12 protein-coding genes are annotated in these 15,996 nt (G+C 40.8%); all 12 read left to right on the forward strand.

Annotated elements, in window-relative coordinates:
• The first annotated feature begins 94 nt into the window (after positions 1-94).
• The 12 genes from H6679_03815 (at position 95) to H6679_03870 (ending at position 15,996) form a co-directional block, all read left to right on the forward strand.
• Positions 95-1,165 (forward strand): hypothetical protein, encoded by a 1,071-nt coding sequence (locus H6679_03815; protein ID MCB9493376.1) that lies wholly within the window; start codon positions 95-97, stop codon positions 1,163-1,165.
• A gap of 9 nt (positions 1,166-1,174) precedes the next feature.
• Positions 1,175-2,269, forward strand: a complete 1,095-nt coding sequence (locus H6679_03820) for a hypothetical protein (protein ID MCB9493377.1) — start codon at positions 1,175-1,177, stop codon at positions 2,267-2,269.
• A gap of 9 nt (positions 2,270-2,278) precedes the next feature.
• Positions 2,279-3,394 carry a hypothetical protein gene (locus H6679_03825; protein ID MCB9493378.1) on the forward strand — a complete coding sequence of 372 codons (1,116 nt, stop codon included), beginning with the start codon at positions 2,279-2,281 and terminating at the stop codon, positions 3,392-3,394.
• Between the two features lie 51 nt (positions 3,395-3,445).
• Entirely contained in the window at positions 3,446-4,531 is a 1,086-nt protein-coding gene (locus H6679_03830) for a hypothetical protein (GenBank protein MCB9493379.1), read from the forward strand.
• An 18-nt stretch (positions 4,532-4,549) separates the two neighbouring features.
• A complete protein-coding gene (locus H6679_03835) occupies positions 4,550-5,623 on the forward strand; it encodes a hypothetical protein (GenBank protein ID MCB9493380.1) in 1,074 nt (357 codons plus the stop codon).
• A 30-nt stretch (positions 5,624-5,653) separates the two neighbouring features.
• Positions 5,654-6,733 carry a hypothetical protein gene (locus H6679_03840; GenBank protein ID MCB9493381.1) on the forward strand — a complete coding sequence of 360 codons (1,080 nt, stop codon included), beginning with the start codon at positions 5,654-5,656 and terminating at the stop codon, positions 6,731-6,733.
• Between the two features lie 154 nt (positions 6,734-6,887).
• On the forward strand, positions 6,888-8,942 hold the full coding sequence (locus H6679_03845; GenBank protein ID MCB9493382.1) for a hypothetical protein: 2,055 nt from the start codon (positions 6,888-6,890) through the stop codon (positions 8,940-8,942).
• An 11-nt stretch (positions 8,943-8,953) separates the two neighbouring features.
• Positions 8,954-9,973 (forward strand): hypothetical protein, encoded by a 1,020-nt coding sequence (locus H6679_03850; GenBank protein ID MCB9493383.1) that lies wholly within the window; start codon positions 8,954-8,956, stop codon positions 9,971-9,973.
• Positions 9,974-9,987: 14 nt separating this feature from the next.
• The gene (locus H6679_03855) at positions 9,988-12,120 is read left to right on the forward strand and encodes a hypothetical protein (protein MCB9493384.1); all 2,133 of its coding nucleotides are present in this window, start codon (positions 9,988-9,990) and stop codon (positions 12,118-12,120) included.
• The gene (locus tag H6679_03860) at positions 12,098-14,251 is read left to right on the forward strand and encodes a hypothetical protein (GenBank protein ID MCB9493385.1); all 2,154 of its coding nucleotides are present in this window, start codon (positions 12,098-12,100) and stop codon (positions 14,249-14,251) included. The genes H6679_03855 and H6679_03860 overlap by 23 nt, the downstream gene beginning before the upstream one ends.
• Before the next feature lie 18 nt (positions 14,252-14,269).
• Entirely contained in the window at positions 14,270-15,031 is a 762-nt protein-coding gene (locus H6679_03865; protein ID MCB9493386.1) for a 4a-hydroxytetrahydrobiopterin dehydratase, read from the forward strand.
• A gap of 191 nt (positions 15,032-15,222) precedes the next feature.
• Positions 15,223-15,996, forward strand: coding sequence for a hypothetical protein (locus H6679_03870; protein ID MCB9493387.1), 774 nt, complete (start codon positions 15,223-15,225; stop codon positions 15,994-15,996).

Consider the following 15,996-nt stretch of genomic DNA (forward strand, 5'->3'; position numbering starts at 1 on the left):
GGGACTGCAAAGGTCCCTCCCTTTTTTTATCTTCTTTTCTTTTTTTTACTCTTATATATTCTAAAAAAAAAGGACCAAAAGGAGAGGTGTACCTATGCTATTTTATGGCATCATTTATTTTTTACTATTGTCTTGGGTGCCGTCGATATCAGCGGCGAGCATTTCTGCAAAAACATCGATTAGCTATAATACGTCACAAGTTAGTTTTTCCGCGGGTGACGACGTAACGGGTTTTGTTTACTTCAAAGAGGGGTTTAAGTGTCCGCCATCAGGGGGTTCGATGACTATGTCGCTTGCGGGCATTCCCGTTAATGGAGAAATTGACCTTAATGGTGGTGTTCTTGAACTTAATGATGATTTATTTCTTTCTAGCTCAAGCAAAATAACAGGGTCTGGTCACATTCTTGGAAATGGACACTCAGTTTACTTAGGAAATGATTTAATTATTACTGGGAGCATTACGTTTGAGGGTGCGACCCCTCAGGGAATTGTTATTAATGGAGATGGAAATACGTTGGAGTTACGAAATGAGGGGTTATTACGTTTTCAAGCATCGAATTTAACCGCAACACTTCGAAACATCACTATTAAAAATGCCAATTTAACCTTTGCCGGCGCTGCACCAGGATCCTTTCGGGTTATTGCTGCTGAGATGACCTACGATAATGTAAAAATAATTATGGGGCGACTTACTGGATTTCCTAAAGGCCTTGAGCTTGGTGGCTTTAGGAATACGGTGATACGTAAGCTGACGATTGCCGGTTCTGGCCTAACGTTTGGTAATGATAGCACTAGAGTCCATGTAACGAAAAACTCAGTGCTTGATATTGACCAAGACATTACTTTTAGACTCTCTACGGTTGGAGCACCCTTCACGGTGCCAACATTTGAAGATCGTTCGTCAGTACTGCGCATGAATAATACAACGGCCTTTATACAAGGCTTTTTTGGGCCTGTTGAATTAAAACGTGGAACATTGTTGATTGAAGGTGCTTGGAATACGTTTCATTTTAGCGGATCTGGATCGTCGCCAAATATCACCATAGGCGGGGGGCCTGATCCAGCAGATGATATGGATATTGTTATACGAAATGGAGCATTGTGGCGAATGACAAGAAACATCTTTAGTGCAGCTCCGCGCTTTACCTATAACAATACGACCTAGGAGAAACATATGATTATTTTTATTCTTCTTTGTTTTATAAATATTTCTTGTCTCCAGGCAGCAAGTTTGGATGGACGTACAACACCAACCTATATTGACACGCAAATGACCAGCTTCGCTTCAGGCAATAGTGCTCGAGGCTGGGTGTATTTTCGTAAAGGATTTAAAGTTCCTACAGGAGGTACACTAACACTTGAGCTCAATGTACCGGTTAAGGGTGATATTGACTTGAATGGTGGACGGTTAATTTTGGAGAAAGATTTGTGGCTTGCCTCTGGTGCTCGTATTACCGGCTCTGGTCTAATTGAAGGAATTAACGGCAATACAGTGCCCGACTTACCTCTTTTTGGTCATGATATTTATCGATCAATTCATCTGACATCAAGTCTTTATATTACATCGACTATTTCTTTTGAACTGCCTGATAAAGCGAATCATATCATTATTAATGGGCATGATAATGTGTTGACGATTTCTGAATCTGGAGGATCGATAAATTTGGGTGGTAATTCAAGTACGTTTACGACAACAATTAGGTTTTTAAATGTACGTTTACAAGGTGCTCATACCCATGACCCCACTGGAGCTGCAATGTTTACCGAAACTGGGTCACTACGTAATGGGCTGCGTAGTACGATCCTTTTTGAAAATACCACTATTGATTTTAAGGGCACATTTTCTCTTAGAGCGACAACGAGTATTTTGGGCGATGTTAATTTCATGGCAAGTCGTCAGCGCGGTCCTCATCAAATTATTAAGACTGGTGGTAAAATAACGGTTGATAAACAGGCGTTGTTAATTTTGGGGCCTGATAAAAACTGTGTGTTTGAACTTGAAGTTGGTGAATTTACCTTCCCAACAAAGTCTTCAAGTGTTCGGTTGCAGGGTTGTCAGTTAAAGTCGAAAGTAAATGGTTTAATTTGTCTTAACCCTAGCCGCATATTTTTAGAAGACAGAGTATCTGTTGCTGTTCCTGGAGGTGATGTTGTTATTGGAGAAGGTCCGTCAGCAGGATTTTTTGATGACACTGATCTATTCTTGCTTGGCGCAACGAGTCTGGATATTGTAGGCGATACTCGTTTAGTTTATAACTCGAACCTTTAGGGAGATGGTATGTGTGTGTATGCCTTTTTACTTTTGTTACCGCTCTATTTTTTTTCCACTCAGGCAGTAAGTATTGATGGCACGGTTACTCCGTCGCATGTTACGAGCACGCACCTTTTTTCTAATGCAGATGCTGCTACAGGATTTGTGCGATTTGCCAAAGGATTTAGCCTTAACCCGTCAAGCACGGTGGTGCTCGACTTGGCTGGGGTACCTGTTTCAGGCCCTTTATCATGGGCTGCTTCTACTGCTGAACTTATTTTGCGTGATGATTTGTATCTTGACTCTGATTTAGATCGTTTGCCGGGAGAGCTTACAGGTGGAACGGCAAATATCATTGGAGAGGGGAACACGCTTCATCTGGGAGGAAATGTCCAGTTAGATGGTTTGGGTATTCGCTTGTCTGCTTCGCATGATACAAGTATTACTATCGATGGTCATGGGCACAAGCTTGCGTTTAAAGGGAATATAATTGATTTTAGGCTGGGTGGTATTAGCGCATTAACGCATACATTTCAGTATGGGGTTCATTTTAAAAATATTATTTTGGAAGAATTTGATACGTCATTATCTTTTTTAGGTTTTGTGCCGAAAGTAACGTTTACATTTGAAGATACGGTAATTTTGCCTATCTCAGGATTTTCATTTCTCGTTTTGGGTAATGGAAATACCACTATAATTGGGGATGTTTTGATAGCACTGCGTTCTGTTGGTGCAGGAACAAAGTCTGGGGTTGGTGGTAATCAAGAGAAATTATTGATTAAAGACAATTCCACGCTGAGGCTAGAAGAAAATTTGATATTGAGCCTAAATGGTACAGAAGAGTTTGCTGATGGTTCTTCTCGCTTGAGTCTTCGTGGGACCGTGCTGTCGCTTAGCAGTACGTTGTTGCCCACCTCAAATAATATAAATCTTCAAAAAGGGACGCTTATTGTTGAGCGAGAAGCTGAGGTAGATTCGTTGGCAGCAGTTGTTCCGGCTCTTAGTAGTCTGATCTTTGGTGACGGTGTCAGTGGAGCAAATAACTTTAATGTTGATATTCTACCAAGCTCAAAGCTTATAATTAATGACTTTTTTGCCGGTGCGGGCAAAGATGTTCGTCTTGTTTACAATAACACGGTTTAGGTCTGAGCAGATGAAATAAAAACGTTGATTCGTATTAAAAAGGGGACTGTAGTGTTTTTTCGAAGTTTATTTGTTGTATTCGTTACAATTTTTTTACAAACATTAGATGCTGCTAGCATAATCGCGAAAACATCCATTAGTTACAACACAACGCCAATTGTTTTTGCCAATGGGGATTCAGTTGCTGGTTTTGTGTATTTTCAAGATGGTTTTTCTGTTCCATCTACTGGCACCATGACCCTTGGTACAGCTGGTGAAGTAAATGGAAAAATAGATTTAAACAACGGAACAATAGTCTTAACTGATGATTTGTACCTTGGGTCTAGCGCTGAAATAACGGGCACGGGCTTTATTGTTGGTAACGGCCATACTATTCATCTGAGTGGGCCATTAATTATTACTTCGAGAGTAAAACTCAGAAATAATGCTCAAGAAACCCGTATAAAAGTAAATGGGAATGGTAACGCCATAGAATTCAGAAATTTTGGTGTTCTTGATATGGATGTTGGACCAGCGCAGCCTAAAGTTTTTGTTGATTACATGGATTTGACTCTAAAAAATCTTAATGCTGATTTTGCGGGCAACCTAGGCTCATTTGCTCAGCGTGGAGCTGATACAGTTTTATCGTTTGAAAATTGCAAGTTATTTGGGGCCGAAACACCGGCTCTTGCAGGTGGTAGTTTTAGCTTTTCTTTAAACGCAGATATAACCATTCGAGGACTTGTTGAGTTTGCAGCAACGGGTGCAAGCACACCTTTTTTTAGTAAGTCTGCATTAGGAAAAATGAGAATTGAGCCGTTTTCAACGCTTAGATTAGACAAAAATGTTTTCTTCCTCTTTGGTATTAGCTCAGGCGCGGGCATAAGCGGGCCTATTTTTGAGTCGCGCGAGTCTATTTTGGCTCTTGATAATTGTAATTTTCAGTCAGCTAATGGTTCGCCTGATCCTATCATTCTTGAGCGGGGAACGATGGTCATTGATGGACTGGTCGCTTTGAGCAAAAATGGATTGCCAGACTGGGTGTTTGGTGATGGTGTGAGTGAAGATGGAGATATAGACGTGATTGTAAATCCGGGTTCTGAGATTCGTATGAAGTTCTTTACCGGCAATCGTCTTATTTATAACAATTCAAAATAGCAAGAAGTGAGTACATCAATGAAAAAAATGATAGTTTTTTTAGGGAGCATCTTTTTAACATACTCATTTGCTCAGGCGGCAAATTTAGATGGACGAGCAACACCGACCTACATTGAAACGTCTATGAATAGTTTTTCTTCTGGTGATAGTGCTCGGGGATGGGTGTACTTTAAAAGTGGTTTTAAGGTGCCCTCAGGAGGAACACTAAATGTAAATCTTTCAGTACCCGTCAACGGAGATATTAATCTTAACGATGGTCGTTTAATTTTGGATGGAGACTTGTTTTTAAGCTCAAGTGCTCGTTTGACAGGCTCGGGGCTAATTGAAGGAAATGGTTTTGCAATCCACTTTTCCAATAGTCTTGTTTTTACATCAACAATTTCACTCGAGCTGCCAGACAAAGATAACAAAATTATAATTGATGGCCACAACAAAATTTTGACATTGAGTGCTGCTGGTTCGCTTAACTGTGGTGGCGATGCAAGCAGCTTCAAAACAACGGTTACGTTTAGAAATTTACGTATCAGGGGCGTGCATACTCACGATCCGACAAGTGCATCAATTCTGACGAACACTGGTTCTTTTCGTAACGGGATATTAACTGATTTTGTTTTTGAAAATTCCATTCTCGATGTTGTTAATACACTTTCATTGAGGGCAACGACAACAATATGTGGAAAATGTTTATTTCAAACTCGTCGCTCTCGTGGGCCATTTAGAATAATCAAGTCAGGCTCAACGCTCAGTATTGATTTTCTTTCAGAGCTTGAGATTGGTTCAAATGACCAGTGTATTTATGCACATGAAGAAGAACTCTTTTTTAGCAGAAGCATAAGATCTTCTTTGCGTCTCAAGGGCTGTAGGCTTACAACCAAAACAAGAAGTGCAATTAAGTTTGGCGGTGCATCTGCACTTATATTCTTTACTCCACTCAGAGTATTGATTGATGGTGTGGTTACAGCAGACATTCCTGGTGGTGATCTAGTTCTTGGCAGAGGGTCTCCTACCGACAATGTTGATTTAAACTTTATGCCGTCTTCAAAGCTTGTACTGACTACAGGAACTAGACTTGTTTATAATAACCCGCTCTAAAATGTAAAAAATTCTTCTAGGAGAAGTGTAATGTTTGTTATTTGCGCTCTATTTTTGAGCTGCTTCAGTTTTTTTCAACTTAGTGCTGTAAGTATTGATGGAACGGTAACCCCCTCATTTTTAGAGGTGCAGTATACAGGATTTACCAGTGGCGATAGTGCTCGTGGGTTTGTTCATTTTACTAAAGGCTTTCGCCTTCCTGCGAATGGAACGGTGTCGCTAAGTTTGGCTAAAACGCCAGTTGGAGGGGAAATTGATCTTAATAATGGTACCCTTATTCTTGACGATGAGCTGTTTTTGAATGCGGGCACAACATTTGTTGGCACCGGAACGATTGTGGGCAATGGTAACGCAGTGCACTTTTTGGGTAATGTTAAGTTACTCGATGGTGAACTCCGGCTTACCATGACGGGACTTAGAAATACCATTACGCTCGATGGTCATTGCCATACTTTAGAGGTTAGACGTTCATCTTTGGTGAGTGGTTCATTTGTTAAGCGTTCGTTTCCTTTTGAATCTGTTCCTTTACCTCAGGAAGTTGGTCTTTACATGAGAAACCTGACGTTCAATTTTCTGAGCTCTCGCGGGCCAGGAGGAGAGTTGAATAATGCTCACGGAACTTTTGTTACATCAACACATACGACAGTCACGTTTGATGGGGTCTTTATGGGACTTGATTTGGTCCGGCTTGAGGCTGCTACAACTATGATGAATAGTGTTGCGCTTTTATCCTTAAATGCAATAGCGTTTTTGGGTGTGCAGAATCCACTTTTAAAAAATCCTCTGATCCATTCTTTTTCGACTTTTGAAATGCCCCCTGGCTCAAGTATGTTTTTCGATAATCACATTTTTAATTTTTTAGATTCATCATCACGAATTCTTATGGATGGTGCGGCTTTGACATTTGTTGGAGTAGGAAATCAGCGTCTTCAGCGGGGAAGGTTAATTAGCAAAGGAGTGAATTTAATTAATACAGATCCTCCAATTACATTGGGTGACGGAGTGACATCAACAAATGACTTTACATTACAAATATTACCGAGTTCATCTTTGACGATATCTGCCAGATCGGGCGTGGACGGTCGTCTAATTATTAACAACACAACATAGAAATTAATACAACGATTTTATCAGTTTTGTTTTTTAAAAAATCTGTTAGCATGAAAAATGGAGAGTGAAAATAAGAAGTATTGATGTGCCGACCTTAAATGGTACGCACACAATTCTGAAGCTTAGAATTTTATACGTAAAAAAAGGGAGAAAGATGAAACAAGGAGTGGTTTCTTACATAGCTGTTGGGTTGCTTTTCTTTTCTTTCAACGCACTTAATGCAGCACTAACCTTTTCGGATTTATCGTCAAAAATAACCTTTGAGGGTAGTGCATCGCTCAAAGTTACATCAACGGGGTTATCTCCTATAACAGGGACGCTTGAAAAAAATCCTGGAACAACATGGACGGGCGCAGAAATTCCATTCGATGGTGGCGTTATCACCGATGGCGACTACGAAATAAAATTTACTGGAACGTACGATCCATCAAGCACGTATTCCTATCTGCTTAATGGTGGTACTGCGTCAAAGGCAGCATCATTTTTTGTCATAGATCCAGGCTTTATTGCGGAACGAATTTTGGTCAGTGGTTCAAATAATCGACTAGAAGGGTTTCCACGTTTTGAGCCTGCCTTGCCTGTTAAGCTGAGCGCTGCAACAACAGTACTACGTGTAGCTGTTCAAAATGAGTTAAATAAGGGGATTGAGCTGAGTGGGGGTAAAGTTATTTTAGATAACAATTTGGCTTTTGGTGACTCTGTCCAGTTTGCAGATGAAGGTACGATTGACTTTAATGGATTTAACCTTGTTCTTGGTCAAAAGGATTTGATTTGGACAACAACGCTCATGCTGATGGGGGCAAAAAACTTTGTACTCAATGCTGATAATCGTTTAACTGGTGAGTGGATTTTTGATGGTGATGCTCAAATTATAGGCAATAACAACGTTATAGACTTTTCAGGTGGTGGACGCATTCGGGTAAAGGCAGGGACCGAGTTGCGGATGACGAATGTTGCGCTTAGAGGTCTTGGCAGTGGGTCGTTGCAATTCGATGATAAAACAGCCCGTGTTGAGTTATTTGATGTTGCTATCGAAATGGATGATGATGTGACCTTTACCATAGGTGGCTTTAAGGCTGTTGGGCCAGTGCGTGTTATCACTGGAGATTTCTTTTTAACATATGACCCAGCAAGCTGTTTGACCGTTGATGGGACGACAATGGTCTACGATAACCTTGATTTTAATGATAATAACAATATTCGTTTTACCAATGAGTTGAATAGTAAGATTTTACTTCGTGGTGGATCAATTCGTAAGGAAGAATCGCTTGAACTCGGTGATCTTGAGGTTGCGGCAGCAGACAAAAAACTTGATCGTGAGTTTCAGGTGACTCCACTTAGAAAATTGATTGTTGAAGAGACTTCTACGATTAATGGAGACGGATTTAAGTACGACTTTGCCGTTGGTTCAACACAAAGTATTGTTAGGGTTGTCAGTGGCAAGGACGCAGTGTTTATAAACATCGAACTCCGTAACTTCCCAATCAATGATCTGACGCTTGAAACAGGATCGAGTATTACCTTTAGTGATAAAGCTGTGCTCAATCTTGGTGAAAACTCAACATTGACAACGACGCTGAATTTTGCTGGTAAGTCAACCCTCAACGGTGGTGGCAAAATTTTATGTCTTGGTACCGGTAGTGAAATTTGTGTGCGTCCAAATAGTGCGTTGCTTATTGATAATGTTGAGATTCAAGATGCAAGTGCTAACAAAATTCGTTGTTTTGATTCCACTGCAACGGTGTCATTTGGTAACGTTAAATTTAAACAGGATGGTGTGTTCAGCTTTACGGTAGGTTCACTTGCGGTTGTTGGTAGAACTGACTTGATTGGTACAACAACATTTGCATACTGTTCACCAAGACAAAGCCATATTTGTCACTTTGGTACGCTGTGTGTTGACCGTAACATGGCATTCAGCTATGACCCATGTGTTGCAAATCGTGACTTGATTGCACTTGATGATAGCACAGCAACGCTTGAGCTTAATAATGCATCCCTTGGTTCATCCCAAACAGGTATGCGTCTGACTAAGGGTACAGTTTTTGTACGAGGTAACAATACAATTTACAACGCAGGTGCTGTTTCACTGTCTCAAGCAATTTCGCTTGGTAATGGCACTCCTGCAGAAGATGTTACGGTTGAGTTTGCCGGTGATGGCGTGCTAGAAATACTTTCAGGTAAATTAGTTTACAATAATGCTGTTTAAGTGGTGTTCCCATGAAAAAAACTGCATTGTATTTATCAAGCTTAATGATGTGTTTTTTGTTAGGGCTTATGGCGCTTCACGCCGTAAGCCTTGACGGGACCGTTGGTATTGTTTACAAAGCTGCTTCTCATCCATTTGGTGCGGGTGAGTTTGCAACAGGTTTTGTCAAGCTTGATGGTGGTTTCAGTCTACCGGGTGCGGGTACGGTTACTTTTAATGTTTTTCCGCCAGTTGCAGGGCCTGTTGACCTTGGTGGTGGAGGTACATTGTTGCTGGCAGGGGATATGCACCTTGCATCAAGTGCGACATTGCCCGATAGCGGTATGATTGACGGTGCCGGTAATACAATTTTTTTAGATGGTGATTTGTCTGTTCCAGCTGGCAAAACAATAACGATAATTTCCGATACAACCATTGATGGTCAAGGTCACGTTTTAAATCTTTCCGGAGACATTGTAGTTGCTGGTGGTGCCAGTACTGTGTTGACATTGCGTAATGTTATTATTACGGGCCTGAGTGGAACAAATCTTTCGGTTGCAGCTGGTGGAAGCTCTCGAACACTTGTGCTACAAGAAGCAGTTATACACCTGAGTGGTGATTTTGTCTTTTCTGAAGGATCACTTGAAATTCTTGATTTTGTTAGAATCATGGAGCCTTTCTCTTTTGTTTTCAACTCTGATCTTGATCTACTTATCGAGGAAGATTCAACATTATTTATTGATATTGATACTGATTTGTTTTATATCCCCGCTGACTCACTTTCAACACATTTTGTGATGGCAGGACCATCGTCACAGCTTTTCTTGAATGGTGCATTTTTGACGGTTCCTCGCAGTGTTGGGCTTCGTCTGACAGATGGCCACTTAATTATTGATCACAAAACAACATTTTTAAGTGATGGACCGACTCAGGAGTCGCAGGGAATTATTTTGGGTGATGGTTCCACCGCTGGAACATTGCAAGTAACTATTATGCCTGGAGCAAGCATAGAAGTTGAAGATGGTTTTCTTTCTTATAAAAATCCTAGTTAAAGAAAAGTATAACCATGAAAAAGAGATACACACTTTTAGCGTTTTTACTACATGCTGGCTTATGCAGTCAAATAGTCTTACCCGCAATTAACTTTGGAAGTAGGACGTCGTCGCTTAAAATTAATGATGACTCTCAGCTCGATGTTACGAGTGCAGGTATGCAAATTAATGGGGGACGGCTTGCGCGCACCGCCTTTGGTGCGATAACGGGTAATTTAGTGACATTTAATCGTGGTGTTTTTGCAAGCTTTAATTCAGAAGCTTTGCTTAATGGTATTTTTGCTCCACCGCTTGAGGTTATCCCTGTTGAGGGCATTGAAGACACTGAAAATACTGGCTTTGTTGCATTAGGGCTTAATCCTGATCCCGATGCACTTGATTTATTGATTGCAAATCCGGGAGGATTTCGTCATCAGCTGCTTGTCAGACCTGGTGGTAGTTTGCTTCGTGGACAACCACTTTTTTTTGGACCAAATGATATAACCATACAAGATGAAACGTCATTACTTGCCGTTGCGGCACAAAATGCCATTAATACAGATATAAGCATGAATAATGGGGTATTGTTTCTTCAAGACGATCTTGACCTTGGAGATGATGCAGTTTTACTTGGAGATGGTCTTGTTGCACTTAATAACAGACGTCTAGCGCTAGGTGGGGGAGCTGCAACGTGGAACGGGCAAATTACCTGGGACAGTTCACTTGATATTCAACTTAACAGTCGTGTTAATTTGGCTGGAAGTTGGTTTTTCTTTGGGGACAGCCAAATTAATGGCAACGGTAATGTCATTGACATAGCAAACGGTGGGGTGATTGCTGTATTTCCAGGGTCGCGCTTACGAATTTCGGGAACGGTGATCAAAGGTCTAGGATCAGGATCAATCCTTCTTGGAACAGGAGCAGAACTGCGTCTATCAGAAGTTGAGATTGAAATGGATGCTGACTACCTGTTTAATACTGGCGGTATTTTTATTGATGGTAATACAAACATCATTACCAAAGATAAATTTTTAACCTTTGATGAAGAAGGTTCTGTGACGGTTGATCGTGTTGCATTGACCTATGATCCACTTGATTTTATCGATCAATTCAATATTCGACCGCTTAGAATTGAGGATCCAAATCATAAATTCATTGAAATTTTAGATGGGGGATCAATTAGAAAGGTTCGTGCGGAGTCTATTTCATTTCTTGATTACAGCTCAGACACAGCGCTTGAGCGCTATGGTGTTGCAACTCCAAATAAAAAAATTAAAATTTTTCCTGAAATTAATCGTACAACAAATGCGCTTAATTTTGATGTAACGATTAAGGGCAACACAAACTTCTGGCTTTTTACCAGGTCAAATGAGTCATTGCTTGAGATTTCTGACGGAGTACGAGCAAAGACCGAAAATATTGTTTTGCGTGAATTTTCTCCGCGGCACCTGTTACTTGGGGAAGGTTCCACGTTTGTACTTGGTGATAAAACGACCGTTGAGTTCGCGCGTAACGAGGATCTATCTATAACATGGACGTTTGAAGGTTTGACGTTCTTTAAAGGGCGAGGATCGATTTTGACACTTCAAGAGGGTGGTAAGATTTTATTGCAGGGTCCAAACTCAGAGCTACACCTAGAGAACATGACAATCAAAGGGATACAGGGAACAAATATTTGCTGTACTGATACATCAAGCAAAATCGTGTTGCGTAATGTTCGCTGGATTCAAAGCGGCGATTTCACCTATGAAAGAGGGAGCATGGACATTGATGGGGAAACGTTTATGCCATGTCCCGGGGACTTCAATTTCATGAGTAATGGTATTTTCACCATTTTACCTGATGCAACGTTTTACTTAACGCGCGGTGTAGTATTTAACTATGCGCCTCCTAACCAAAATCGTGATAACTTTCAGTTAGTTGATCGGTCATCGGCAATATTTATGGATGATATGACGTTGTCTGCTCCGTTTGGCGTTATCTTAACAAACGGCCGCCTGATTGTGCGTAATCGCAATTTTCTGCAAAATGATGGCGCAACAAACTTTGATCAGGTTATTCAGTTTGGGAACGGAACATTTGAAAACAATTTACTGCTTGATAAACCTGCAAGTGCTACACTTGAGGTTATTTCAGGAGCGCTGAGTGATCAAAATGTCTTTGGTTAAAAGTGGTAGCTTCTTATTACTTGTAGGTTTAGTTTGCTTCTGTCCGGGTGATGCAGAGATTAACTTTGGCAACACAGAGTCAAGTCTGGTGGTAAAAGACAACTCGTTTCTGCGGATTCGTGAGCCCAATATGCTCATCGAGCAGGGCAGACTTGAAAGAGAGCCTCTCAGCCAAGTTATTGGCCATTCCATACGATTTAATAATGGTGTTTTTGCAAGTTTTAATGCCGAAGGCCTTTTAAATGGAGTATTTAGGCCTGCTCGCAGGTTGTCGGATATAACATCACGTAAAGATACAGAGCTTGATTCTGTCGGTGATACCTCCAGGACTGGCAATATTGAAATTGGTGACAACCCAGATCTGGATGATGCTGACCTGTTTATTTCAAATCCCGGAGGTTTCCGTCATAAAGTGATTATTAAATCGGGAGCAAATTTTTTGCGAGGACAACCTGTTTTTTTTGGAACGAATGATCTTGTGCTTGAAGATGATTCGGCGGGTCTTTTTATTGCCATTCAAAATGCGCTTAATACTGATATAACGCTCAATGGTGGTACGGTTTTTCTGCAAGATGACTTATCACTTGGCGATGATGCAAAATTTCTAGGTGATGGGCAAGTTGTGCTCAACAATAGACGTTTGTCTATTGGCGGTACTGAAACCGATTGGGAAGGCCAAATTATTTGGAATAGCGCGTTAGATATTCAGCTTAATAGTAGAGTTAATCTGCGTGGCGAATGGTTCTTTTTTGGCGATGGGCAAATTAATGGCAATGGCAATGTCATTGACATTGCTGAGGGTGGCGCGATTATTGTTTTCCCTGGTTCTCGTCTGCGGATGTCTGGGGTTGTACTGAAAGGTGTAGGAACTGGTGAGTTGTTGTTGGGAGAAGGATCTCAGTTACGCCTTTCAAATGTTGCTATCGAAATGAATACGAGTTATTTGGTTAACTCAGGAGGTATTTTTGTTGATGGTGAAACAAATGTGTTGACTAGAGACAACTTTTTAATCTTCGATCAAGAAGGTTCTTTGACTGTTGATCGAGTTGCACTAACGTATGATGCGCTTGATTTTATTGATCAATTTAATATTCGTCCTCTACGAATAGAAGATCCAAATCACAAATTTATAGAAATTATTAACAATGGTTCAATTAGGCGTTTTCGTGTTGATCCTATTTCATTTGTTAACTATTCCCAAGATGCGGTAATGGATCGTTATGAACTTATTTGGCCAACACGTAAATTGCGTATCTTTCCAGAAATTGATACCCCTACGGTTAAAGGCATGCTCAGGGACGAGCTTGATGAGGACAATGTTCGGTTTGACCTTACAATCGATGGTAATACCAATTATATCTCATTTTCTCGGGCTGATGAGCCACTCATGTTCATCAGTGATAATGTTAATGCATGCTACAAAAATACCGTGTTCAAGTTTTCTCCTCGTCACGTTGAATTTGGACAAGATGCTACCTTAACATTTGATGATGGTACCACGGTTGAGCTTGCTCGAAATGAGGAACTTGACTATGAATGGACGTTTAGTGGTAAGACCATTCTAAATGGTGGTGGCAATGATTTAACATTAGGTGTGAGTGGGGCAATTGTGGTTACGGGGCAAAACTCAGAGTTGATGCTTGATGGGCTGGTTTTGCGAGGGATTGCAGGTAATAACATTCGTTGTCTTGATCCAAGTAGTAAAATTATCCTGCGTAATGTGAAATGGCTGCAAGACGATATATTTGAGTATAGCGTTGGAGCGTTAGATATTTTAGATCTTGTGACAATGTCTCATCCTATTCCATTTCGTTATTTGAGTAATCAGCCCCTTACTATTTTGCAGGATTCAACCATCTTGTTGACCCGAGACACAATTTTTGAGTACGCTCCAGCAAGTGGCTTGAACACACTCTTCCAGCTGGTCGACTCATCAGCTGCGCTTATTCTTGATGGTGCATCGCTTCTTGCTCCGCAAGGTTTATTTTTCGAGCGTGGCAGGATTGTTGTAGGAAATCGCAACCTGCTCTTTAGCAACGATCCAACAGTACCAGATCAGGCCATTACGTTTGGTGATGAAGTGATTTTAATAAAGCCGTCTGATGCAACGTTGGAGCCAACAGCTGTGTAAAAAGTATAGGGGGGTACAATGCTCAAGTTAGGATTAATGCTTTTGATGTTATCTGTCGGAGTTTGCTCATGTGCGCAAACAAAGCAGCTCAATAACCTTGCACGCAAAAAGTGTGTGCCATGCAAAGGCGGTACACCGCCTATGAGCGCAAAGGAAGAACGTACATATCTCAAGCATGTGCCTGAATGGCATAAGTCTTCTGATAATCCAGCAAAAATTTCTCGAGAGTTTACGCTTTCAACGTTTAAAAAAACGTTAGCATTTGTTAATGAGGTTGCAGATATAGCAGAACAAGAGGGCCATCATCCTGACATCATTTTAAATGAGCAGAGTCTTCGATTTGATTTATACACGCACAAAATTGGTGGTTTGGCTGAAAGTGATTTTGTTATGGCTGCAAAAATTGACGTTATATCACCAAATGAGCAGGGGCGGTCGACACCTTTGAGCAGTGCCGCTAGAAAGAGTGCACCAGTACTATCTGAGGTTGAAAAAGGATCATTATTACGCGGCCTTACTGGGTGGCGTGTTGTTAATGAGCCTGAGGTTCGCCTTACTCGCCGCTACGTTTTTAAAAACTTTGAAGTAGCTATGTCTTTTTTAAATGAATTCATGGGCGAAATTTCTCCAGCTGAGCAGAACTTTGAGTTACAGCTTTTTTACAATCGCATGCGTCTTGATTTTTACTCTAAGGATGTGCATGATCTGACAGCAGGTGATTTTAATGCGGCTATGTTGGCAGAAAACCTTTATCAAAAATACAAACGATTAGAAGGATAGCAGTATTCCTCTAGTTTTGGACTATATTGGGGCAAAGTAACTAAAATGTTACGTGCTGCACCCATTTTTAAGTATTCTTGTTATTGATTTATAAAAACAGTTTCATTTTTATAGAGGGGGGAGGTCTATAGGACAAAACTACAAAAAGTTATGTATTAAGAGGTTGAGTTTAAATAAAGGGGGAGAATGCAATGAGTATATCTCAAGCGCTTCGTAGAGTATTATTTGTAGGATTTTCTTGTGTAGTTGTACTGGGTTCGCTTCATGCTCATAACCAAAATGTAGAACTTAAAAATCATGGTTGGGACCTTACGCTCAGGTCTACTCCTGTTGATTGGGTGACTGCTGCTGATAACATTTTAACTCAGTTGGGCAGTGTGCCCGCACAGCTACAAGTTGCAGCTGCAAATTATAGAAGCTGGGGAAGTACGTTACAAAACATACAGCCAGATTTTAATGCGATGAACACACAGCGTAGCGTATTGTTTGATAGCATGCGTCAAAGTCTTGATCTTGCAAAAGCAACTATTTTACAGCTTGAGGCTGATCGTGATGAACAAATTACGCAAGCTCGTAGAGTTCGCGATATTCTTGAAGCGCAAATTGCCTCACTGCAAGAGTCTGCAACCAAACAGATAGCTGATCTTCAAGCTGCAAATACGGTATTAAATTCAGATTTGGTTTCTGCTCAAGACGCATATAACACATTAGTAAGTCTTGATGCAACCAAGGCTGGTGAATTGGTTGCAGTGATGGATTCTATTAGCACAGAGCAATCGACATTGGAAACTGATCGTGCAGCATTCATGACAGAACTCCAAAATTTTCTGAGTTTAGTTAATACCTTTACCTATGGTGTTGCTACAGACGAAGGGAACATGCAAGGGAGTCTTGCTACTTATGCTACAGACCTTGACTATACAGCAAGTCAAGAAATGTGGCTTACACCAGCACCATCAGCATAA

Source organism: Campylobacterota bacterium, assembly GCA_020633995.1.
In the GTDB taxonomy this organism is placed as follows: Bacteria; Babelota; Babeliae; order Babelales; family RVW-14; genus JACKCO01.

What these genes read in the sequence shown, in the direction of transcription:
- H6679_03845 (MCB9493382.1), top strand. Translation starts at nt 6,888, where the DNA reads ATGAAACAAGGAGTGGTTTCTTACATAGCTGTTGGGTTGCTTTTCTTT.
- H6679_03825 (MCB9493378.1), top strand. Translation starts at nt 2,279, where the DNA reads ATGTGTGTGTATGCCTTTTTACTTTTGTTACCGCTCTATTTTTTTTCC.
- H6679_03865 (MCB9493386.1), top strand. Translation starts at nt 14,270, where the DNA reads ATGCTCAAGTTAGGATTAATGCTTTTGATGTTATCTGTCGGAGTTTGC.
- H6679_03840 (MCB9493381.1), top strand. Translation starts at nt 5,654, where the DNA reads ATGTTTGTTATTTGCGCTCTATTTTTGAGCTGCTTCAGTTTTTTTCAA.
- H6679_03835 (MCB9493380.1), top strand. Translation starts at nt 4,550, where the DNA reads ATGAAAAAAATGATAGTTTTTTTAGGGAGCATCTTTTTAACATACTCA.
- H6679_03870 (MCB9493387.1), top strand. Translation starts at nt 15,223, where the DNA reads ATGAGTATATCTCAAGCGCTTCGTAGAGTATTATTTGTAGGATTTTCT.
- H6679_03855 (MCB9493384.1), top strand. Translation starts at nt 9,988, where the DNA reads ATGAAAAAGAGATACACACTTTTAGCGTTTTTACTACATGCTGGCTTA.
- H6679_03850 (MCB9493383.1), top strand. Translation starts at nt 8,954, where the DNA reads ATGAAAAAAACTGCATTGTATTTATCAAGCTTAATGATGTGTTTTTTG.
- H6679_03815 (MCB9493376.1), top strand. Translation starts at nt 95, where the DNA reads ATGCTATTTTATGGCATCATTTATTTTTTACTATTGTCTTGGGTGCCG.
- H6679_03820 (MCB9493377.1), top strand. Translation starts at nt 1,175, where the DNA reads ATGATTATTTTTATTCTTCTTTGTTTTATAAATATTTCTTGTCTCCAG.